Source organism: Pseudomonas sp. WMBT8 (assembly GCF_050916005.1).
Lineage (GTDB): Bacteria > Pseudomonadota > Gammaproteobacteria > Pseudomonadales > Pseudomonadaceae > Aquipseudomonas.
Map to the genome: position 1 here is coordinate 761,365 of NZ_CP188096.1, position 22,647 is coordinate 784,011.

The 22,647-nt window shown below is 59.7% G+C and carries 10 protein-coding genes, 2 tRNA genes and 3 rRNA genes; 10 read left to right on the plus strand and 5 right to left on the minus strand.

All coding sequences use genetic code 11. From position 1 onward, the window contains the following. Positions 1-2: 2 nt before the first annotated feature. The 5 genes from ACO77H_RS03215 to ACO77H_RS03235 form a co-directional block, all read right to left on the minus strand. Entirely contained in the window at positions 3-689 is a 687-nt protein-coding gene (locus tag ACO77H_RS03215) for an SDR family oxidoreductase (RefSeq protein WP_169957148.1), read from the minus strand. 46 nt (positions 690-735) lie between these two features. Continuing rightward, the gene (locus ACO77H_RS03220; protein WP_169957150.1) at positions 736-1,317 is read right to left on the minus strand and encodes an IMPACT family protein; all 582 of its coding nucleotides are present in this window, start codon (positions 1,315-1,317) and stop codon (positions 736-738) included. A 13-nt stretch (positions 1,318-1,330) separates the two neighbouring features. Continuing rightward, a complete protein-coding gene (locus ACO77H_RS03225) occupies positions 1,331-1,990 on the minus strand; it encodes a TetR/AcrR family transcriptional regulator (protein WP_169957152.1) in 660 nt (219 codons plus the stop codon). An 87-nt stretch (positions 1,991-2,077) separates the two neighbouring features. Further along, positions 2,078-3,472 (minus strand): uracil-xanthine permease family protein, encoded by a 1,395-nt coding sequence (locus ACO77H_RS03230; protein WP_432755001.1) that lies wholly within the window; start codon positions 3,470-3,472, stop codon positions 2,078-2,080. 86 nt (positions 3,473-3,558) lie between these two features. Continuing rightward, the gene (locus ACO77H_RS03235) at positions 3,559-4,479 is read right to left on the minus strand and encodes a LysR family transcriptional regulator (protein ID WP_169957154.1); all 921 of its coding nucleotides are present in this window, start codon (positions 4,477-4,479) and stop codon (positions 3,559-3,561) included. A gap of 125 nt (positions 4,480-4,604) precedes the next feature. Between ACO77H_RS03235 and ACO77H_RS03240 the strand changes: the two genes are divergently transcribed. The 10 genes from ACO77H_RS03240 to recD all read left to right on the plus strand — a co-directional run bounded on the left by ACO77H_RS03240 (position 4,605) and on the right by recD (position 22,631). Further along, positions 4,605-5,954: an aspartate aminotransferase family protein gene (locus ACO77H_RS03240; protein ID WP_169957156.1), complete on the plus strand. Its 1,350-nt coding sequence runs from the start codon at positions 4,605-4,607 to the stop codon at positions 5,952-5,954. A gap of 74 nt (positions 5,955-6,028) precedes the next feature. Continuing rightward, on the plus strand, positions 6,029-7,522 hold the full coding sequence (locus ACO77H_RS03245) for a CoA-acylating methylmalonate-semialdehyde dehydrogenase (RefSeq protein WP_432755002.1): 1,494 nt from the start codon (positions 6,029-6,031) through the stop codon (positions 7,520-7,522). Between the two features lie 571 nt (positions 7,523-8,093). Then, positions 8,094-9,630: ribosomal RNA gene (locus ACO77H_RS03250) — 16S ribosomal RNA — on the plus strand. An 82-nt stretch (positions 9,631-9,712) separates the two neighbouring features. Further along, positions 9,713-9,789, plus strand: a tRNA-Ile gene (locus ACO77H_RS03255). A 30-nt stretch (positions 9,790-9,819) separates the two neighbouring features. Further along, positions 9,820-9,895 (plus strand) — tRNA-Ala (locus tag ACO77H_RS03260). A gap of 247 nt (positions 9,896-10,142) precedes the next feature. Next, positions 10,143-13,036: ribosomal RNA gene (locus tag ACO77H_RS03265) — 23S ribosomal RNA — on the plus strand. Positions 13,037-13,190: 154 nt separating this feature from the next. Further along, positions 13,191-13,306: ribosomal RNA gene (gene rrf, locus ACO77H_RS03270) — 5S ribosomal RNA — on the plus strand. The 16S, 23S and 5S rRNA genes sit together here with 2 tRNA genes alongside, the layout of an rRNA operon. Before the next feature lie 156 nt (positions 13,307-13,462). After that, positions 13,463-16,912 (plus strand): exodeoxyribonuclease V subunit gamma, encoded by a 3,450-nt coding sequence (recC, locus tag ACO77H_RS03275; RefSeq protein WP_432755003.1) that lies wholly within the window; start codon positions 13,463-13,465, stop codon positions 16,910-16,912. Further along, positions 16,909-20,589, plus strand: coding sequence for an exodeoxyribonuclease V subunit beta (gene recB / locus ACO77H_RS03280; protein WP_432755004.1), 3,681 nt, complete (start codon positions 16,909-16,911; stop codon positions 20,587-20,589). Before recC ends, recB begins: the two co-directional genes overlap by 4 nt. Next, complete coding sequence (gene recD / locus ACO77H_RS03285) at positions 20,586-22,631, plus strand: exodeoxyribonuclease V subunit alpha (RefSeq protein ID WP_432755005.1); 2,046 nt, start codon at positions 20,586-20,588, stop codon at positions 22,629-22,631. Before recB ends, recD begins: the two co-directional genes overlap by 4 nt. Positions 22,632-22,647 lie beyond the last annotated feature (16 nt).

Sequence of the window (22,647 nt, forward strand, 5' to 3'; positions counted from 1 at the left end):
GGTTACCAGGGAATGGTCTGGCCCTTGTAGTTGACGAAATGATGGCCGCCCTTGCCGGTGTAGGCGTTCACTTGGGCAATCAGGCCGCGCACGCTGGTCTCCACGTCCAGGTCGGCCCCTTCGCCGCCCATATCGGTCTTGACCCAGCCCGGATGCAACGACAGGACGGTCAGTTTCTGCTCGCCCAATTGCGACACGAAGCTGTTGGTCATGGAGTTCAGGGCGGCCTTGCTGGCCTTGTACAGCGCAAGGTCTGGTGCGTCGGGCATGGTCACGCTGCCCAGCACCGAGCTCATGAACGCCAGTACGCCGCTGCCCTGGCGAATCTGCGGGGCAAAGCGTTGAGCCAGGTTGATCGGCGCCACGGCATTGGTGAAAAACAGTTGGCCGACTTCGGCCTGGGTCGCGTGGCCCGGGGTCTGGTTGGCCGGGCCCTTGACGCCGGCGTTGACGAACAGCAGGTCGAAGGTCTGGGTTTTCAGGCGCTGGTTCAAGGCGATGACGGCCTGTTGGTCGTCCATGTCCAGTTGCTCGATCTGTACCGGGCCCAGGTTTTTAAGGGCGTCGGCTTTTTGCGGGTTGCGCACGGTGGCGGTGACTTGCCAGCCATCAGCCAGCAATTGCTTGACCAGGCCAAGGCCCAGCCCGCGCGAGGCGCCGATGATCAGTGCGGTTTTTGGCGTAGACATGAAGGCTTCCTTTGGCGTCGGAGTTTAGTGAACAACCTTATCAGGTTCAGCGTTGCAGTAGGATTCGTCCGCGGCTCAGGTCGGCCAACTGCGTTTGCAGGGTGTCGATATGGGCTTCGCCGAGTGCCAGTTGCAGCTCCACGCCGTTGGCGGTGAAGGTTTCTTCCACCACCAGGCCACCCAGTTCGGCGACACGCAGCTTTACCAGCGTCAACTCGGCAAAGCCGCAGGCGCAACTCAAGGGCACGCGGCTGATCAGTTCGACCCGTTCGGCGTTTTGCAGGCATTTATTCGCGCCGCCCCCATAGGCCCGGGCCAGGCCACCGGTACCCAGTTGGATACCGCCATACCAGCGGACCACCAGCACCACGACCTGGTCAAACCCCTGGGCCTCGATGGCGGCCAGGATCGGCCGCCCGGCGGTGCCGCCGGGTTCACCGTCGTCGTTGCTGCGGTATTGCCCACCGAGTTTCCAGGCCCAGCAATTGTGCGTGGCGTTGAGGTCGCTGTGCTGCTCGATAAACGCCTGGGCGTCCTGCGGGCTGGTAATCGGCGCGGCATAGGTGATGAAGCGGCTTTTGCGGATTTCTTCGCGAAATTCGCAAAAGCCCGTAAGGGTGAAAGGCATTGGATCGCTTCGTTCAGAGGGCAGGCTTGATGCCACAGCCCTTGAGAATAATGTGGATAAGGTTGCTGCCGGCGTCTTCCATGTCCTGCTTGGTCAGCTTGGTGCGACCGGTCACGCGGCAGATCTGGGTCGCGAAGTCAGCGTAATGCTGGGTGCTGCCCCACAGCAGGAAGATCAAGTGTACCGGATCCACGGGGTCCATCTTGCCGGCATCGATCCAGGCCTGGAATACCGCAGCCCGGCCGCTGAACCAGGCGCGGTAGTCCTGGCTGAAATATTCGGTAAGGCATTCGCCGCCGCTGATGATCTCCATGGCGAAGATCCGCGAAGCCTGGGGCTGGCGCCGCGAGTATTCCATCTTGGTGCGGATATAGCGGGTCAGCGCCTCGGCAGGATCATCCTCGGCGGTCAAGGTGTTGAAGGTGCTGTCCCACAGTTCGAGGATATTGCTCAGTACCGCGATGTACAGCCCCAGCTTATTGGTGAAGTAATAATGCAGGTTGGCCTTCGGCAGCCCGGCGCTCGCGGCGATGGTGTTCATGCTGGTGCCTTTGTAGCCATGCCGGGCGAATTCGTCTTCAGCGGCCTGGATGATCGCTTGTTCGTTCTTTTGCCGAATGCGGCTGGCGGGTTTTCCGGCGTGGCTGTTGTGGGCAGGAACTTCGAGGCTCATGGAGGTTTCCGTGCAGATCGATGAATGCGATTGCTGCACAGATAACCCACCCTCAAGCCTCAGACAAGTCCCGATACGATAAAAGCGTCAAAGCGGTTCCAGCGTGTCGTTTTCCACGAGTGGATTTGCGGCAGGCGTTGTCGCCTTGGATTCCGGCAGGATCAGGCACAACACAATCGCCGTCAGCCCGCCGCTGGTGATGGCTGAATCGAACAGGTTTTGCACCAGGGTTGGCATCAGGTGTAACAGGTTCGGTTGCGCGGCGATGCCCAGGCCGACCCCAAACGAGGTGGCGATGATCAGCATGCTGCGGCGGTCCAGCGGGGCTTGGGCCAGGATGCGCACGCCGGCGGCGGCCACGCTGCCGAACATCACCAGGGTCGCGCCGCCGAGCACCGGCTTGGGGATTTGCTGCAATACCGCGCCAATCATTGGAAACAGCCCGAGGCAAAACAGCACTACGCCGATGTACAGGCCCACATAGCGGCTGGCGACGCCGGTCAACTGGATCACGCCGTTGTTCTGGGCAAAGGTGGTGTTGGGGAACGCGCTGAAAGTGGCGGCGATCATGCAACTGACGCCATCCCCCAGCACGCCGCCCTTGAGCCGGCTTATATAGGAAGGGCCGCTGATGGGCTGGCGGGCGATCATGCAGTTGGCGGTGAGGTCGCCCACGGTTTCGATGCTGCTGATCAGATAAATCAGCGCGACCGGCAGGAAAGCGCTCCAGTCGAAGCTGAAGCCAAAATGGAACGGCGTCGGCAGGCTGATCAAGGGCAGGTCGGGCAGGGGCTGGGGCACCAGCTTGCCGCTGAACCAGGCGGCGAGGCTGCCCAATAGCAGGCCGATGATGATTGCGCTCAGGCGTACCCACGGCGTATTCGAGCGATTGAGCAGGATAATCGTCAGCACCACGAACAGGCCCAGGGCCAGGTTAGTTGGCGCGCCAAAGTCCGGCGCATTGAAGCCGCCGCCCAGGTCGGTGATGCCCACCTTGATCAGGCTGATGCCAATCAGGGTAATCACAATCCCGGTTACCAGCGGCGTGATGACCCGGCGCAGTTGGCCGATAAAACGGCTCAATATGACCTGCACCAGCGCGCCGAAAAAGCACACGCCAAAGATCATCGCCAGGATGTCTTCCGGGCTGCCGCCGCGCTGCTTGACCAGGAAACCCGCCGATAACACTGCGCCGAGAAAGGCAAAGCTGGTGCCTTGCAGGCAGATCATCCCCGCGCCAATTCCAAACGGCCTACGGGCCTGGATGAAGGTGCCGACACCGGAAACCATCAACGCCATGCTGATCAAGTAGGGCAGGTGGGCGGCCAGGCCCAGGGTCGAGCCGATGATCAAAGGCGGGGTGATGATGCCGACGAAGCTGGCGAGCACATGTTGCAGGGCCGCGAGCAATGCGGGCAGTGGTTTGGGACGGTCGTTGAGGCCGTAGATCAGGTCGCTGGCGCTGGAGGATTCTGGTGGCATGGCATGTGGACTCGGGGCTGACGGTTCATGGTCCCTGTGCCTTGCAAAAAGCTGTCCACTTGCTCAGGTTTTATGTGGGGCCCGTATCAGCGGGTCGCGGCCAGGCTGTCGAGAAAGCTTTCCAGCACCAAATGGGGGCGGCGGCCCTTGCGGGTGACCGAAGCCAGGCTTAAATCGTAAAAACGTGTAGGCGGTTTCAGCGCACGCAGTCGGCCTTGTTGCACCCACAGGCTGGCGTAGTGGTCGGGCAGGTAGCCGATATAGCGCCCGGTGAGGATCAGGAAGGCCATGCCTTCGCGGTCGGAAGCGCTGGCGGTGCAGTTGAGCGCCTGATAATGGGCCTGGATATCGGCGGGCAGGCGGAAGGTTGGTGCGATGGCGTCCTGGCTATTGATGCGGTGGTCGTCCAGTTGCTTGTCGTCCGCATAAAACAGCGGATGGCCCACTGCGCAGTAGAGCAGCGAACGCTCGCTGTACAGGGGTTGGTACTCCAGGCCCGACAGTGCGCTGGCCTGGGGCACCACGCCGACATGCAGGCGCCCGTCGAGCACACCTTGTTCCACTTCGTTGGGGGCGATCATGCGGATCTGGATCTGTACGTCCGGGCCGCGTTCTTTCAACTGCGCCAGGGCATGGGTGATGCGCATATGGGGCAGGGTCACCAGGTTGTCGGTCAGGCCGATGATCAGTTCGCCGCGCAGGTGCTGGTGCAGGCCGTTGACCTCGGTGCGGAAACTCTCCAGCGCACTTAATAGTTGCAGTGCGGACTGGTAGACCTCGCGACCTTCTTCCGTCAGAGAGAAACCGGCGCGCCCGCGCTGGCACAGGCGCAGGCCCAGGCGCTGTTCGAGGTCGCTCATTTGCTGGCTGATGGCCGAACGGCCGATGCCCAGCACGGTTTCCGCCGCCGAGAAGCCTCCGCACTCCACCACACTGCGGAAGATGCGCAACAGGCGGATATCGAAGTCGCTGACTTGGGCTAGCGGGTCGGGTCGACGGCTGCTCATAGTTTAGTGAATGCCTGACTGAAGGTTAGAAGAGTTGCATTTCCTAGACTTTATCCCCGTGGCAATTTAGCTGCAACAACGCTTTTCAATCCCGACGCTGCCTTTTGCCCTGCGAGGTTTTGCTGATGAACATGCCCGAAAACGCCCCATCCACCCTGGCCAGCCAATTGAAGCTGGATGCCCACTGGATGCCTTACACCGCCAACCGTAACTTCCAGCGCGACCCACGCCTGATCGTGGGTGCCGAAGGCAGTTGGTTGATCGATGACAAGGGGCGTCGGGTCTATGACTCGCTGTCGGGGCTGTGGACCTGCGGCGCAGGGCACACGCGCAAGGAGATCCAGGAAGCGGTCGCCAAGCAACTGGGCACCCTGGACTACTCGCCAGGCTTCCAATACGGTCATCCTTTGTCCTTCCAGTTGGCAGAAAAGATTACCGACCTGACCCCAGGCAACCTGAATCATGTGTTTTTCACTGACTCCGGCTCCGAGTGCGCCGATACGGCGGTGAAGATGGTGCGTGCGTACTGGCGCCTAAAGGGCCAGGCAACCAAGACCAAGATGATCGGCCGCGCTCGTGGTTATCACGGGGTGAATATCGCCGGTACCAGCCTGGGCGGCGTCAACGGCAACCGTAAGATTTTTGGTCAGGCGATGATGGATGTTGATCACCTGCCCCATACCCTGCTGGCCAGTAATGCCTTCTCCCGCGGCATGCCGGAGTTGGGCGGTATTGCCCTGGCTGACGAGTTGCTCAAGCTGATCGAGTTGCATGATGCTTCGAACATCGCTGCGGTGTTCGTCGAGCCGATGGCAGGCTCGGCTGGCGTGCTCGTACCACCCCAGGGCTACCTCAAGCGCCTGCGTGAAATCTGTGACCAGCACAACATCCTGCTGGTGTTCGACGAAGTGATTACCGGCTTTGGCCGGACCGGCTCGATGTTTGGTGCCGATAGCTTCGGTGTGACGCCGGACCTGATGTGCATCGCCAAGCAAGTCACCAACGGGGCGATTCCGATGGGTGCGGTGATTGCCAGCAGCGAGATCTATCAGACATTCATGAACCAGGCGACGCCTGAGTACGCGGTGGAATTCCCACACGGCTATACCTACTCGGCACACCCGGTAGCTTGCGCAGCCGGGTTGGCGGCATTGGATCTGTTGCAGAAGGAAAACCTGGTGCAGAGCGTGGCCGAAGTCGCGCCGCACTTTGAGAATGCGCTGCATGGCCTCAAGGGCAGCAAGAATGTGATCGACATTCGTAACTACGGCCTGGCCGGTGCGATCCAGATTGCACCGCGTGATGGGGACGCCATCGTGCGCCCATTCGAAGCAGGCATGGCGTTGTGGAAGGCCGGGTTCTATGTGCGTTTTGGCGGCGACACCCTGCAGTTCGGCCCAACCTTCAACAGCAAGCCGCAGGACCTGGATCGCTTGTTCGATGCGGTCGGCGAAGTGCTGAACACGATCGACTGATTTCTCCTTCTATATAGAACAACTGTCGGGCGCGACGCGTGTCGCGCCTGTGGACAACTTTTCAGGAGCCTTGCATGAGCCTTATCCAGCATTTGATCAACGGCGAACTGGTTAACGATAGCGGTCGTAGCGCCGACGTCTACAACCCATCTACTGGCCAGGTGATTCACCAGGTGCCATTGGCCAGCCGTGAAACCATTCAACAGGCGATCGACTCGGCCAAGGCGGCATTCCCGGCCTGGCGCAATACGCCACCGGCCAAGCGTGCCCAGGTGATGTTTCGTTTCAAGCAATTGCTGGAGCAGAACGAAGCCCGCATCTCGCAGTTGATCAGCGAAGAGCATGGCAAGACCCTGGAAGACGCCGCCGGTGAGTTGAAGCGCGGTATCGAAAACGTTGAGTACGCGTGCTCGGCGCCGGAAATCCTCAAGGGCGAGTACAGCCGTAACGTCGGCCCGAACATTGATGCCTGGTCCGACTTCCAGCCGCTGGGTGTGGTGGCGGGTATCACACCGTTCAACTTCCCGGCCATGGTGCCGCTGTGGATGTATCCACTGGCTATCGTCTGCGGTAACTGCTTCATCCTCAAGCCATCGGAGCGCGACCCAAGCTCGACGCTGTTGATTGCGCAGTTGCTGCAGGAAGCCGGTTTGCCCAAAGGCGTGTTGAGCGTGGTGCATGGTGACAAGGGCGCGGTGGATGCGCTGATCGAGGCGCCTGAGGTCAAGGCCTTGAGTTTTGTCGGTTCGACGCCGATTGCCGAGTACATCTATTCCGAAGCGACCAAGCGCGGCAAGCGTGTACAGGCGCTGGGCGGGGCGAAGAACCATGCGGTGCTGATGCCGGATGCGGACCTGGACAACGCGGTCAGTGCCTTGATGGGCGCAGCCTACGGTTCCTGCGGCGAGCGTTGCATGGCAATCTCGGTGGCGGTCTGTGTGGGTGACCAGGTGGCGGATGCATTGATCGCCAAGCTGGTACCGCAGATCAAGGCGCTGAAGATTGGTGCGGGTACTTCCTGTGGCCTGGACATGGGGCCGTTGGTTTCTGCGCAGGCGCGGGACAAGGTCAGCGGCTATATAGAAGACGGTGTGTCTTCGGGTGCTGAGCTGGTGGTCGATGGGCGTGGCTTGAGCGTTAGTGGTCATGAGGAAGGCTTCTTCCTCGGTGGCTGCCTGTTTGATCGCGTGACACCTGAAATGCGCATCTATAAGGAAGAGATCTTTGGCCCAGTGCTGTGCATCGTCCGGGTGAATAGCCTGGAAGCGGCGATGCAACTGATCAATGATCACGAATATGGCAACGGCACCTGCATCTTTACCCGTGACGGTGAGGCGGCGCGCCTGTTCTGTGACGAGATTGAAGTAGGCATGGTAGGGGTTAACGTGCCATTGCCAGTGCCGGTGGCTTATCACAGCTTCGGCGGCTGGAAGCGTTCGCTGTTTGGCGACTTGCACGCCTATGGGCCGGATGGGGTGCGTTTCTATACCCGCCGCAAGGCGATCACCCAGCGCTGGCCGCAGCGTGCCAGCCATGAGGCGTCGCAGTTCGCGTTCCCTAGTTTGTAAGGTTGGATGAGCAGAAGGCCGGCCCCTTGGGGTCGGCCTTTGCGTTTTCGGGGCTTTTTTGAGCGATATGACAGAATTGTGAAAGTAACGGTTGACGGCGATTTATATCTGTCTATAATTCGCCCCACTTCCGGCGCAGTCGAAACGGAAAACTCCTTGGTAAACAAAGAGTTATGTAGTTTTCGGCAGCAGGTTGCTTCAGTTCATCGAAGCCAAAAGGAAGTTGAAAAAGAGGTGTTGACAGCAGCGTGTAACGCTGTAGAATTCGCCTCCCGCTGACGAGAGATCGAAAGCGCAAGTGGTTGAAGTTGTTGAGGAAAATCTCGAAGCTTCTGAAAATAATCACTTGACAGCAAATGAGGCTGCTGTAGAATGCGCGCCTCGGTTGAGACGAAAGATCTTAACCAACCGCTCTTTAACAACTGAATCAAGCAATTCGTGTGGGTGCTTGTGGAGTCAGACTGATAGTCAACAAGATTATCAGCATCACAAGTTACTCCGCGAGAAATCAAAGATGTAACCAACGATTGCTGAGCCAAGTTTAGGGTTTCTTAAAAACCCAAAGATGTTTGAACTGAAGAGTTTGATCATGGCTCAGATTGAACGCTGGCGGCAGGCCTAACACATGCAAGTCGAGCGGTAGAGAGAAGCTTGCTTCTCTTGAGAGCGGCGGACGGGTGAGTAATGCCTAGGAATCTGCCTGGTAGTGGGGGATAACGTTCGGAAACGGACGCTAATACCGCATACGTCCTACGGGAGAAAGCAGGGGACCTTCGGGCCTTGCGCTATCAGATGAGCCTAGGTCGGATTAGCTAGTTGGTGGGGTAATGGCTCACCAAGGCGACGATCCGTAACTGGTCTGAGAGGATGATCAGTCACACTGGAACTGAGACACGGTCCAGACTCCTACGGGAGGCAGCAGTGGGGAATATTGGACAATGGGCGAAAGCCTGATCCAGCCATGCCGCGTGTGTGAAGAAGGTCTTCGGATTGTAAAGCACTTTAAGTTGGGAGGAAGGGTTGTAGATTAATACTCTGCAATTTTGACGTTACCGACAGAATAAGCACCGGCTAACTCTGTGCCAGCAGCCGCGGTAATACAGAGGGTGCAAGCGTTAATCGGAATTACTGGGCGTAAAGCGCGCGTAGGTGGTTAGTTAAGTTGGATGTGAAATCCCCGGGCTCAACCTGGGAACTGCATTCAAAACTGACTGACTAGAGTATGGTAGAGGGTGGTGGAATTTCCTGTGTAGCGGTGAAATGCGTAGATATAGGAAGGAACACCAGTGGCGAAGGCGACCACCTGGACTGATACTGACACTGAGGTGCGAAAGCGTGGGGAGCAAACAGGATTAGATACCCTGGTAGTCCACGCCGTAAACGATGTCAACTAGCCGTTGGGAGCCTTGAGCTCTTAGTGGCGCAGCTAACGCATTAAGTTGACCGCCTGGGGAGTACGGCCGCAAGGTTAAAACTCAAATGAATTGACGGGGGCCCGCACAAGCGGTGGAGCATGTGGTTTAATTCGAAGCAACGCGAAGAACCTTACCAGGCCTTGACATCCAATGAACTTTCTAGAGATAGATTGGTGCCTTCGGGAACATTGAGACAGGTGCTGCATGGCTGTCGTCAGCTCGTGTCGTGAGATGTTGGGTTAAGTCCCGTAACGAGCGCAACCCTTGTCCTTAGTTACCAGCACGTTATGGTGGGCACTCTAAGGAGACTGCCGGTGACAAACCGGAGGAAGGTGGGGATGACGTCAAGTCATCATGGCCCTTACGGCCTGGGCTACACACGTGCTACAATGGTCGGTACAGAGGGTTGCCAAGCCGCGAGGTGGAGCTAATCCCACAAAACCGATCGTAGTCCGGATCGCAGTCTGCAACTCGACTGCGTGAAGTCGGAATCGCTAGTAATCGCGAATCAGAATGTCGCGGTGAATACGTTCCCGGGCCTTGTACACACCGCCCGTCACACCATGGGAGTGGGTTGCACCAGAAGTAGCTAGTCTAACCTTCGGGAGGACGGTTACCACGGTGTGATTCATGACTGGGGTGAAGTCGTAACAAGGTAGCCGTAGGGGAACCTGCGGCTGGATCACCTCCTTAATCGACGACATCAGCTGCTCCATAAGTTCCCACACGAATTGCTTGATTCATTGAAGAAGACGAAAAGAAGCAGCCCGAAATTGGGTCTGTAGCTCAGTTGGTTAGAGCGCACCCCTGATAAGGGTGAGGTCGGCAGTTCGAATCTGCCCAGACCCACCAATTTTGTGTGGGAAACGCCTGTAGAAATACGGGGCCATAGCTCAGCTGGGAGAGCGCCTGCCTTGCACGCAGGAGGTCAACGGTTCGATCCCGTTTGGCTCCACCACTACTGCTTCTGTTTGTATAAAGCTTAGAAATGAGCATTCCATCATTGTGATGGTGAATGTTGATTTCTAGTCTTTGACTAGTTCGTTCTTTAAAAATTTGGGTATGTGATAGAAGATAGACTGAACGTTACTTTCACTGGTAACGGATCAGGCTAAGGTAAAATTTGTGAGTTACTCAAATTGAGTATTATCGAATTTTCGGCGAATGTCGTCTTCACAGTATAACCAGATTGCTTGGGGTTATATGGTCAAGTGAAGAAGCGCATACGGTGGATGCCTTGGCAGTCAGAGGCGATGAAAGACGTGGTAGCCTGCGAAAAGCTTCGGGGAGTCGGCAAACAGACTTTGATCCGGAGATGTCTGAATGGGGGAACCCAGCCATCATAAGATGGTTATCTTAAGCTGAATACATAGGCTTAAGAGGCGAACCAGGGGAACTGAAACATCTAAGTACCCTGAGGAAAAGAAATCAACCGAGATTCCCTTAGTAGTGGCGAGCGAACGGGGACTAGCCCTTAAGTGGCTTTGAGATTAGCGGAACGCTCTGGAAAGTGCGGCCATAGTGGGTGATAGCCCTGTACGCGAAAATCTCTTAGTCATGAAATCGAGTAGGACGGAGCACGAGAAACTTTGTCTGAATATGGGGGGACCATCCTCCAAGGCTAAATACTACTGACTGACCGATAGTGAACTAGTACCGTGAGGGAAAGGCGAAAAGAACCCCGGAGAGGGGAGTGAAATAGATCCTGAAACCGTATGCGTACAAGCAGTGGGAGCCCACTTTGTTGGGTGACTGCGTACCTTTTGTATAATGGGTCAGCGACTTATTTTCAGTGGCGAGCTTAACCGAATAGGGGAGGCGTAGCGAAAGCGAGTCTTAATAGGGCGTCTAGTCGCTGGGAATAGACCCGAAACCGGGCGATCTATCCATGGGCAGGTTGAAGGTTGGGTAACACTAACTGGAGGACCGAACCGACTACCGTTGAAAAGTTAGCGGATGACCTGTGGATCGGAGTGAAAGGCTAATCAAGCTCGGAGATAGCTGGTTCTCCTCGAAAGCTATTTAGGTAGCGCCTCATGTATCACTGTAGGGGGTAGAGCACTGTTTCGGCTAGGGGGTCATCCCGACTTACCAAACCGATGCAAACTCCGAATACCTACAAGTGCCGAGCATGGGAGACACACGGCGGGTGCTAACGTCCGTCGTGAAAAGGGAAACAACCCAGACCGTCAGCTAAGGTCCCAAAGTTATGGTTAAGTGGGAAACGATGTGGGAAGGCTTAGACAGCTAGGAGGTTGGCTTAGAAGCAGCCACCCTTTAAAGAAAGCGTAATAGCTCACTAGTCGAGTCGGCCTGCGCGGAAGATGTAACGGGGCTCAAACCATACACCGAAGCTACGGGTATCACCCTCGGGTGATGCGGTAGAGGAGCGTTCTGTAAGCCTGTGAAGGTGAGTTGAGAAGCTTGCTGGAGGTATCAGAAGTGCGAATGCTGACATGAGTAACGACAATGGGTGTGAAAAACACCCACGCCGAAAGACCAAGGTTTCCTGCGCAACGTTAATCGACGCAGGGTTAGTCGGTCCCTAAGGCGAGGCTGAAAAGCGTAGTCGATGGAAAACAGGTTAATATTCCTGTACTTCTGGTTATTGCGATGGAGGGACGGAGAAGGCTAGGCCAGCTTGGCGTTGGTTGTCCAAGTTTAAGGTGGTAGGCTGGAATCTTAGGTAAATCCGGGATTCTAAGGCCGAGAGCTGATGACGAGTTACCCTTTGGGTGACGAAGTGGTTGATGCCATGCTTCCAAGAAAAGCTTCTAAGCTTCAGGTAACCAGGAACCGTACCCCAAACCGACACAGGTGGTTGGGTAGAGAATACCAAGGCGCTTGAGAGAACTCGGGTGAAGGAACTAGGCAAAATGGCACCGTAACTTCGGGAGAAGGTGCGCCGGTGAGGGTGAAGGACTTGCTCCGTAAGCTCATGCCGGTCGAAGATACCAGGCCGCTGCGACTGTTTATTAAAAACACAGCACTCTGCAAACACGAAAGTGGACGTATAGGGTGTGACGCCTGCCCGGTGCCGGAAGGTTAATTGATGGGGTTAGCTAACGCGAAGCTCTTGATCGAAGCCCCGGTAAACGGCGGCCGTAACTATAACGGTCCTAAGGTAGCGAAATTCCTTGTCGGGTAAGTTCCGACCTGCACGAATGGCGTAACGATGGCGGCGCTGTCTCCACCCGAGACTCAGTGAAATTGAAATCGCTGTGAAGATGCAGTGTATCCGCGGCTAGACGGAAAGACCCCGTGAACCTTTACTATAGCTTTGCACTGGACTTTGAATTTGCTTGTGTAGGATAGGTGGGAGGCTTTGAAGCGTGGACGCCAGTTCGCGTGGAGCCAACCTTGAAATACCACCCTGGCAACTTTGAGGTTCTAACTCAGGTCCGTTATCCGGATCGAGGACAGTGTATGGTGGGTAGTTTGACTGGGGCGGTCTCCTCCTAAAGAGTAACGGAGGAGTACGAAGGTGCGCTCAGACCGGTCGGAAATCGGTCGTAGAGTATAAAGGCAAAAGCGCGCTTGACTGCGAGACAGACACGTCGAGCAGGTACGAAAGTAGGTCTTAGTGATCCGGTGGTTCTGTATGGAAGGGCCATCGCTCAACGGATAAAAGGTACTCCGGGGATAACAGGCTGATACCGCCCAAGAGTTCATATCGACGGCGGTGTTTGGCACCTCGATGTCGGCTCATCACATCCTGGGGCTGAAGCCGGTCCCAAGGGTATGGCTGTTCGCCATTTAAAGTGGTACGCGAGCTGGGTTTAGAACGTCGTGAGACAGTTCGGTCCCTATCTGCCGTGGACGTTTGAGATTTGAGAGGGGCTGCTCCTAGTACGAGAGGACCGGAGTGGACGAACCTCTGGTGTTCCGGTTGTCACGCCAGTGGCATTGCCGGGTAGCTATGTTCGGAATAGATAACCGCTGAAAGCATCTAAGCGGGAAACTAGCCTCAAGATGAGATCTCACTGGAACCTTGAGTTCCCTGAAGGGCCGTCGAAGACTACGACGTTGATAGGTTGGGTGTGTAAGCGCTGTGAGGCGTTGAGCTAACCAATACTAATTGCCCGTGAGGCTTGACCATATAACACCCAAGCAATTTGTTTCTCGAAAGAGCATCAGATTGCGGTGTGTGAAGACGAAATGAACCGAAAGTTCGAATCTCACAAAACACCGAAAGCTATCACATACCCAATTTGCTGAAGCGAGGCACTTGCCACGACTCAGTACCCGAATTTCTTGACGACCATAGAGCATTGGAACCACCTGATCCCATCCCGAACTCAGCAGTGAAACGATGCATCGCCGATGGTAGTGTGGGGTTTCCCCATGTGAGAGTAGGTCATCGTCAAGATTAAATTCCAAAACCCCAATTGCGAAAGCAGTTGGGGTTTTGTTTTGGGCGGTCGAAAAGGCGCTGAGGCGATTTGGCACGTCGTCCAACTCTGTCCATAACGCCCTTCAATGCTAAAGTCCCACCCTCGATTTTGCTTTTCCCAAGGAAGCCGTTATGCCGGATGCAACGTCCCTCAGCGCTGGATTCATGGTCGTCCACGGCAATCGCCTGGATGAACTGCGCAGCCTGGTTGTCAGTTGGATGCGTCGTTATCCGCTGGCTCCCCTGGAAAACGAAATCGCCCTGGTACAAAGCAACGGCATCGCGCAATGGCTCAAGCTGGCTCTTGCCGAAGACCCGGAAGAAGACGACATGGGTGGTTGCGGCATCGCCGCTGCAATCGACGTGCAACTGCCCGGCAGCTTTATGTGGCAGCTCTATCGCATGGTTTTGGGCCGTGACGAAATCCCGGTCAAATCCCTGCTGGATAAAGCCCCACTGACCTGGCGCCTGATGCGCCTGTTACCCGAGCTGATCGACCAGCCGCACTTCGAGCCCCTGCAACGTTTCCTCACCCACGACACCGACCTGCGTAAACGCTACCAACTGGCGGAACGCCTGGCCGACCTGTTCGACCAATACCAGGTCTACCGTGCGGACTGGCTGGAAGACTGGGCCGCTGGTCGCCACCAACTGCGCAATGGCCGAGGCGAAGCCAAGCCCCTGAGCCCGGCCAACTGCTGGCAGGCCGAGTTATGGCGGGCGTTGCTGCTGGACGTTGGCGAGCAAGGCATGGCGCAGAGCCGTGCCGGGGTCCACCAGCGTTTTATCGAACGCATCAACAACCTAGATGCCGCCCCGCAAGGCCTGCCGTCGCGAGTCATCGTGTTTGGCATATCCTCCCTGCCAGCCCAGGCCCTTGAAGCATTGGCCGGCCTGGCCCGTTTCAGCCAGGTGTTGCTCTGCGTACACAACCCTTGCCGTCACCATTGGTCCGACATCGTTGCCGACAAAGACCTACTGCGAAACGAATACAAACGCCAGGCGCGCAAGACCGGGATGCCCGTCACCATCGACCCGCAAACCTTGCACCAGCATGCCCACCCCTTGCTGGCCGCCTGGGGCAAGCAAGGTCGCGACTACATCAACCTGCTGGACAGCTACGACGACCCCAACAGCTACCGTTCGGCCTTCCGTGACGGGCGCATCGACCTGTTCAGCGACAGCGAACCGACCACCATCCTCAACCAGTTACAGGACGATATCCTCGAACTGCGCCCGCTCCCCGAAACCCGTGAGCGCTGGCCTGCCGTTAATCTGCAGCATGACACTTCGATCCGCTTCCACATCGCCCACAGCGCCCAGCGCGAAGTGGAAATCCTCCACGACCAACTGCTCCAGCGCTTCAGCGCGGACCCGACGTTGCGCCCCCGCGACGTTATCGTCATGGTCCCTGACGTTGACAGCTATGCACCGCATATACGCGCGGTGTTCGGCCAGTTGGACAAGAAAGACACACGCTTCATCCCCTTCACCCTGACGGACCAGGGCCAACGGGGCCGCGACCCGCTGTTGATCGCCGTCGAGCACCTGCTGAAACTCCCGGACAGCCGTTTCCCGGTCAGCGAAATCCTTGATTTGCTGGACGTCCCCGCCTTGCGCGAACGTTTCGCGATCCAGGAGCGCGACCTGCCCACCCTGCACCGGTGGATCGAAGGCGCGGGCATCCGCTGGGGGCTCGATGCCGAACAACGCGCCGGCCTGGGCTTGCCCAGTGCGCTGGAGCAGAACAGCTGGCGTTTCGGCCTGCGCCGTATGCTGCTGGGCTACGCCGTCGGCAGTGGGGCTGCCTGCGATGGCATTGAGCCCTATGACGAAATCGGCGGCCTCGACGCGGCGCTGATCGGCCCACTGGTCGCCTTGCTTGACGCATTGCACGCTGCACATCAAGCGCTGTCGCAACCCGCGACCCCGCACGCTTGGGGCGCACGCCTGCAAGACCTGATGCAACGCTTCTTCCTGGCCAGCAATGAACACGACGACTATCTGCTGGGCCAACTCGAGCAACTGCGGGAAGACTGGCTGGAAACCTGCGAGTCCGTCGGCCTGTGCGATGAATTACCGCTGACTGTCGTCCGTGAGGCCTGGCTTGCCGGCCTCGACCAGGGTCGCCTGTCCCAGCGCTTTCTCGCCGGCGCCGTGAATTTCTGCACCCTGATGCCGATGCGCGCCATCCCCTTCAAGCTGGTGTGCCTGCTGGGCATGAACGACGGCGACTATCCGCGTGCGCAACCGCCGCTGGATTTCGACCTGATGGGCAGCGACTACCGCCCCGGCGACCGCTCCCGGCGTGAAGACGACCGGTACCTGCTGCTCGAAGCCCTGCTTTCCGCACGCGACCAGCTCTACATCAGTTGGGTCGGCCGCAGCATCCGCGATAACAGCGAGCGCCCGGCGTCCGTGCTGATCGGTCAACTGCGCGATCACCTCGCCAGCGGCTGGCAGCACGCCCAGGAGCAACCACTGCTGGAGGCGATGACCCAAGAGCATCCGTTGCAACCCTTCAGTGCGCGTTACTTCCACGAGGGTGACCCTCTGTTCAGCTACGCCCGCGAATGGCAGCTACTGCACGAAGCCCAGGACGAAGTCCGCGAAACAGCGCGCCTGGCAGCCTACATCCAGGAAGAGCCCTTGAGCCTGGGCCAGTTGCAGGACTTCTTGCGCAACCCTGTCAGGCATTTCTTCAGCCAGCGCCTGAAAGTGTTTTTCGAAGCTGCCGAAGTGCCCCTGGCCGATGAAGAACCCTTCGTCCTCGACGCCCTGCAGCGCTACACCTTGAGCGACAGCCTGCTCGCCGCCGCGCTGACCGACCCGGATCATCTGGAGCAAGCCCTGGAGGCACAGGCACAACGTCTTCAAGGTAGTGGCCTGTTGCCCATGGTCGGTTTCGGCGAGTGCCTGCGCAACGAGCTGATTGAACCCTTGCCCGACTTGCTGCAACGCTACCAGCAACTCCTGACCCTCTGGCCCACGCCACACAACACCGCAGAGCCCGTCAGCTTCGCGCACCAGGGGATTGCGCTCGACGGCTGGATCAGCGGTTTGCACCGGCGCAGTGATGGCGGCTTGCTCAGCGTGACCACCATCCCCAACAGCATCGGCTCGATCAAGACCCGCAAGTGGCATCGCCTGATCCGCCCATGGGTCAATCACCTGGTGGCCTGTGCCTGCGGCTTGCCGTTGAGCACAGGGTTGGTGGCGAGTGATGACACACTCTTGCTGGCACCCCTGGAGCAAAACCTTGCCCAGGATGTGCTCGGTAATCTGCTATTGGCCTGGCAGGCCGGCATGAGTGAGCCGCTGCCGGTCGCGGTCAAGACGGCGTTTGCCTGGCTCGGCCAGACTGATCCGGATAAAGCCCAGGCCGCCGCCCTTAAAGCCTACGAAGGCGATGGCATCACCAGCGACGGCGAGCGCCGTGAAAGCCCGGCCCTCACCCGGCAGTTCCCCGACTACGCGGCCCTGGTCGCCAGCGAAGATTTCGAAGGCTGGGCTGAAACCCTGTATCGCCCCTTGATAACCGCACCCTGGCGATCACTGACCAGCGAGGAGGCCCGTCCATGAGTGCCATCAAACCCCTGGCCCTGGCCTTCCCCCTGCGTGGCAGCCAACTGATCGAAGCCAGCGCCGGCACCGGCAAGACCTTCACCATCTCCGCGCTGTACCTGCGCCTGGTACTGGGCCACGGCGGCGACGAGGCGGGTTTTGGTCGCGAATTGCTGCCGCCGCAGATCCTCGTAGTGACCTTCACCGATGCTGCCACCAAAGAGCTGCGCGAACGCATCCGCACCCGCCTGGCCCAAGCGGCGCGCTTTTTTCGTGACGAAATCGAGCAGCCCGACGCCTTGATCGCCGAGCTGCGCGCTCAGTACAGCGCCGAGCAATGGCCTGGCTGCGCCAACCGCCTGGATATCGCCGCGCAATGGATGGACGAGGCCGCCGTCTCGACCATCCACAGTTGGTGCCAGCGCATGCTGCGCGAACACGCGTTCGACAGTGGCAGCCTGTTTACCCAGACCCTGGAAACCGACCACAGCGATTTGCTCGGCGAAGTGTTGCGCGACTACTGGCGCCTGTTCTGCTACCCGATGCACGGCGATGCGCTGAACTGGGTCCGCAGCAACTGGGGCGGCCCTGCGGCGCTGATGCCCCGAGTGCGTGCGCTGTTTGGCAGCGAGCGCCCCGCTGACGATCCGCGCGAGCCCGCCGAACTGATCGAGACCTGCCTGCACGAACGCCGCGAAGCCCTGGTGGCGCTCAAGGCTCCTTGGCAGGAATGGGCCGCCGAGTTGCGCGAAATCTGCCTGCAAGCCGTCGCCGCCAAGGCGGTGGACGGGCGCAAGATGCAGGCCCGTTATTTCGAGCCCTGGTTCGAGAAAATCAGCGCCTGGGCTGCCGACGAAACCCTGGAGCAACTGGATATCGGCACCGGTTTCACGCGCCTGACCCCCGATGGCATGGCCGAAGCCTGGAAGGGCGATGCACCCCATCACCCCGGCCTGGATGCCATGGCGGGCCTCAAAGCCAGCCTCGACGCCTTGCCCACGCCCGACGCGGCGGTGCTGCAACACGCGGCCGCCTGGGTCGGTAAACGTTTTGAGGAAGAGAAGCGCCGGCGCGCCGAGATGGGTTTTGACGACATGCTCATCCGCCTGGACGCCGCCCTGCAAGCCGAGGGGGGCGAGCGCCTGGCCAGTGTGATCCGCGAGCAATTCCCGGTGGCCCTGATCGACGAATTCCAGGACACCGACCCGGTGCAGTACCGGATCTTCGAAAGCATCTACCGCATCGAAGACAACAACCCGCACAGCGGCCTGTTCCTGATCGGCGACCCCAAGCAGGCGATCTACGCGTTTCGCGGCGCCGATATCTACACCTACTTGCGCGCCCGCCAGGCCACCGCCGGGCGCTTGCATACCCTGGGCACCAACTTTCGCTCCAGCCATGCCATGGTCGAGGCGGTCAACCATGTGTTCGAGCGTGCGGAAACCGGGCGTGGGGCGTTTCTGTTTCGTACGCCCGACGGCGACAACCCGGTGCCTTTCCTACCGGTCTCGTCCCAGGGCCGCAAAGAGCAGTTGCAGGTCGATGGCCATACACTGCCGGCCTTGAATATCTGGCACCTGGCCACTGACCAGCCGATCTCCAATGTGCTGTATCGCCAGCAACTGGCCGGCGCGTGCGCCAGCCAGATTGTCGCGTTGCTCAATGGTGGCCAGCAGGGCACGGCGGGGTTTATCAAGGGGACGGACTTTACCCCCGTGCAACCGTCGAACATCGCCATCCTTGTGCGTGACGGCAAGGAAGCCCAGGCCGTACGCGGCGAACTGGCCGCGCGCGGTGTGCGCAGTGTGTACCTGTCCGATAAGGATTCGGTGTTCGCCTCCCAGGAAGCCCACGACCTGCTCGCCTGGCTCAAGGCCTGTGCCGAACCGGATGTCGAGCGCCCGCTACGCGCGGCCCTGGCCTGCGTCACCCTTAACTTGTCGCTGCCCCAGCTGGAGCAACTGAACCAGGACGAACTGGCCTGGGAGCAGCGCGTCATGCAGTTTCGCGACTACCGTGTGATCTGGCGCACCCAGGGCGTGTTGCCGATGCTGCGGCGCCTGCTGCATGACTTCAAATTGCCGCAAACCCTGATCGCCCGCAGCGATGGCGAACGGGTGCTGACCAACCTGCTGCACCTGTGCGAATTGCTGCAACAGGCCGCTGCAGAACTGGACGGCGAACAAGCGCTGATCCGCCATCTTGCAGAGCACCTGGCGCTCTCGGGCCAGGCCGGCGAAGAGCAGATCCTGCGCCTGGAAAGCGATGAGCAACTGGTCAAGGTGGTGACCATCCACAAGTCCAAGGGCCTGGAATACGACTTGGTTTTCCTGCCGTTTATCTGCTCGGCCAAGCCGGTCGACGGCAGCCGCCTGCCGCTGCATTACCACGATGCCAACGGTAAATCCCAGGTCAGCCTCAAACCCACCGCCGAACTGATCGCCCAGGCCGATGACGAGCGCCTGGCCGAAGACCTGCGTCTGTTCTACGTGGCGCTGACCCGGGCCAAACATGCCTGTTGGCTCGGCGTGGCCGACCTCAAGCGCGGCAATAACAACAGTTCGGTGCTGCACCTCTCGGCCCTGGGCTATCTGCTGGGCGGCGGCGCGCCCCTGGGTGAGTCCGCAGCCCTGGCCCGCTGGCTGATGGATGTGCAGGACGGCTGCGCGGCAATTGCCTACGGGCAAATGCCCCAAGCCGACAGCAACACTTACCAGCCACCGCGCAATGACGCGACCTTGCTCGCGCCGCTCCTGCCCAAGCGCAAGGCGGCGGAAAACTGGTGGATTGCTTCCTACAGCGCCCTGCGCATCGGCGAAAGCATGAGCGCCGCCAGCCTGGAAGCCCCGGAAAGCCCACAAGCCCAAAAGCTGTTCGACGACGAACGCCTGGACCCGGATGCACCGCGCGAAGTCGCCGCGTCTGGCGGGGATATTCACCGTTTCCCACGGGGCCCCAACCCCGGGACCTTTCTCCACGGCCTGTTGGAGTGGGCCGGCAACGAAGGCTTCGACGTAACGGGCGAAGCCATCGAAGATGCCGTCGCCCGGCGCTGCAACCGACGCGGTTGGGAGGGCTGGATCGGCACCCTCAGCGGCTGGCTCGGGCACCTGTTGCAAGTGCCGCTGGGCCTGGGCCATGGGCAGGTAGCGATGAGCCTTAGCGACCTGCAGCACTACCAGATCGAAATGGAGTTCTGGTTCGCCAGCCACAAAGTCGATGTGCTTGCCCTCGACCAACTGGTCTGCCAGTACACCCATGACGGCGTGTCGCGGGTCGCCGCCGAGCCGGTATTGCTCAACGGCATGTTCAAGGGCTTTATCGACCTGACCTTCGAGCACGACGGCCGCTACTACGTGGCGGACTACAAATCCAACTGGCTCGGTGCCGACGACGCGGCCTACACCCGCGAGGCCATGGAACAGTCGATTCTCGACCATCGTTATGACCTGCAATACGTCCTCTACCTGCTGGCCCTGCATCGCCAGCTCAAGGCGCGGCTGCCCGATTACGAGTACGACCGGCATGTGGGCGGCGCGCTCTACCTGTTCCTGCGCGGTAGCCAAGCCGTGAGCCAGGGCGCGTACTTCACCCGGCCGCCACGGGAGCTGATCGAACGCCTGGACTTGCTGTTCCAGGGCAAGCCGCAACCGCCCAAGGTCGAACCGGCCTGGGAACAAGGAGTCCTGCTATGAGCCTCTCGACAATGCCGCTGGAGGCACTGGCACCGCTGGATTGCGCTGACGACCTGATGCACCTGCTGGAGCGCTGGGTCGAGCGCGGCTGGCTGCGGGCGCTGGACAAGGCGTTCGTCGGCTTTCTCCACGAGCTCGACCCACAGGCCGACCCCCTGGTGCTGCTGGCCGCCGCCCTGACCAGTCACCAACTGGGCCACGGCCATGTGTGCCTGGATTTGTTCGAGACCCTGAATGCTCCGGATTTCGCCCTGTCGTTGCCCCCTGAAGGTGATCTTTCCAGTGGCGTGATGCTGCCCTCGCAACTGCTCGATGGCCTGGACGGTGGCCATTGGTGCCAGGCCCTGGCCGCAAGCCCGCTGGTGGCGCTGGCCGTGGATGGCAGTGTGGCGGCGCAGAGCCGGCCTTTGGTGTTGTCGGGCAAGCGCCTGTACCTGCGGCGTTACTGGACCTATGAGCGGCGCATCGACAGCGCCCTGCGCCAGCGTCTTGCCGCGCAGGAAGCGGTCTCGGCGGACCTGCCCCAGCGCTTGAATGGCCTGTTCCAGCAGCCGCCACCGGATGGCGTGGTCGACTGGCAGAAACTCGCCTGTGCCCTGGCCACGCGTGGCGCGTTCAGCATCGTCACCGGCGGCCCCGGCACCGGCAAGACCACCACCGTGGTGCGTTTGTTGGCCTTGCTGCAAGCGCCCGCGGTGGAGCAGGGCACGGCCCTGCGCATCCGCCTGGCGGCACCTACCGGCAAGGCGGCGGCGCGCTTGACCGAGTCCATCAGCCAGCAAGTACGCTCGCTGCAAGTGCCAGAGGCCGTGCGCGAAAAAATCCCCACCGAGGTCACCACCGTGCACCGCTTGTTGGGCAGCCGCCCCGGCACTCGGCATTTTCGCCATCACGCGGGCAACTTGTTGCCGCTGGATGTGCTGGTGGTCGATGAAGCCTCGATGATCGACCTGGAAATGATGGCCAACCTGCTAGATGCCCTGCCGCCCCATGCGCGCCTGGTACTGCTGGGGGACAAGGACCAATTGGCCTCGGTGGAGGCCGGCGCGGTACTCGGCGATTTGTGCCGCGATGCCGAAGCGGGCTGGTACAGCCCCGGCACTCGCCAATGGCTGGAAAGTGTCAGCGGCGAGAGCCTGGCGGGCAGCGGCTTGCAGGAAGACCTCGATGCCAGCCATCCGCTGGCGCAACAAGTGGTGATGCTGCGCTATTCCCGGCGTTTCGGCGAAGGCAGTGGCATCGGTCAACTGGCGCGTTGGGTCAACCAGCAAAACCCCGAACAGGCCCGGCTACTGCTGGATGCCGGTAGCCACGACCTGTCTTGCCTGCGCCTCAAGGGCGAGCATGATCGCGCCCTGGAGCGCCTGGTGCTGGATGGGCAGGGCGGTGATGCCCAGGGCTATCGCTACTACCTGAACCTGCTGCGCACCACGCGCCCGGCAGCCCAGACACCCCGCGACGACCCGCGCTGGACCGACTGGGCACGCCAGTTGTTGCAAGCCTTCGATGCCTTCCAATTGCTCTGCGCGGTGCGCAAGGGCCCCTGGGGCGTCGAAGGCCTCAACCAACGCATCACCGCCGCGCTGCTCAAGGCCCGGCTGATCGACAGCGACCAGCAATGGTACGAAGGCCGCCCGGTCCTGATGACCCGCAACGACTACGGCCTGGGCTTGATGAACGGTGACATCGGTATCGCCTTGAAGCTGCCCGAAAGCGACGGCGGGCCGCAGGTGCTGCGTGTGGCCTTCCCGCGCAACGACGGCCAGGGCGGGGTGCGCTTTGTACTGCCCAGCCGCCTCAATGATGTGGAAACCGTCTATGCCATGACCGTGCACAAGTCCCAGGGCTCGGAGTTCGCCCACACTGCCTTGATCCTGCCGGATGCGCTGAACCCGGTACTGACCAAGGAGCTGATTTACACCGGCATCACCCGTGCCAAGGACCGCTTCAGCTTGATCGAGACCCGTGGCGCAGTATTCGAGGAAGCGGTGCGGCGCAAAGTGAAACGGTTGAGCGGGCTGATGTTGGAGCTGGGTGTGTGATGCGTAGGAAAAACCT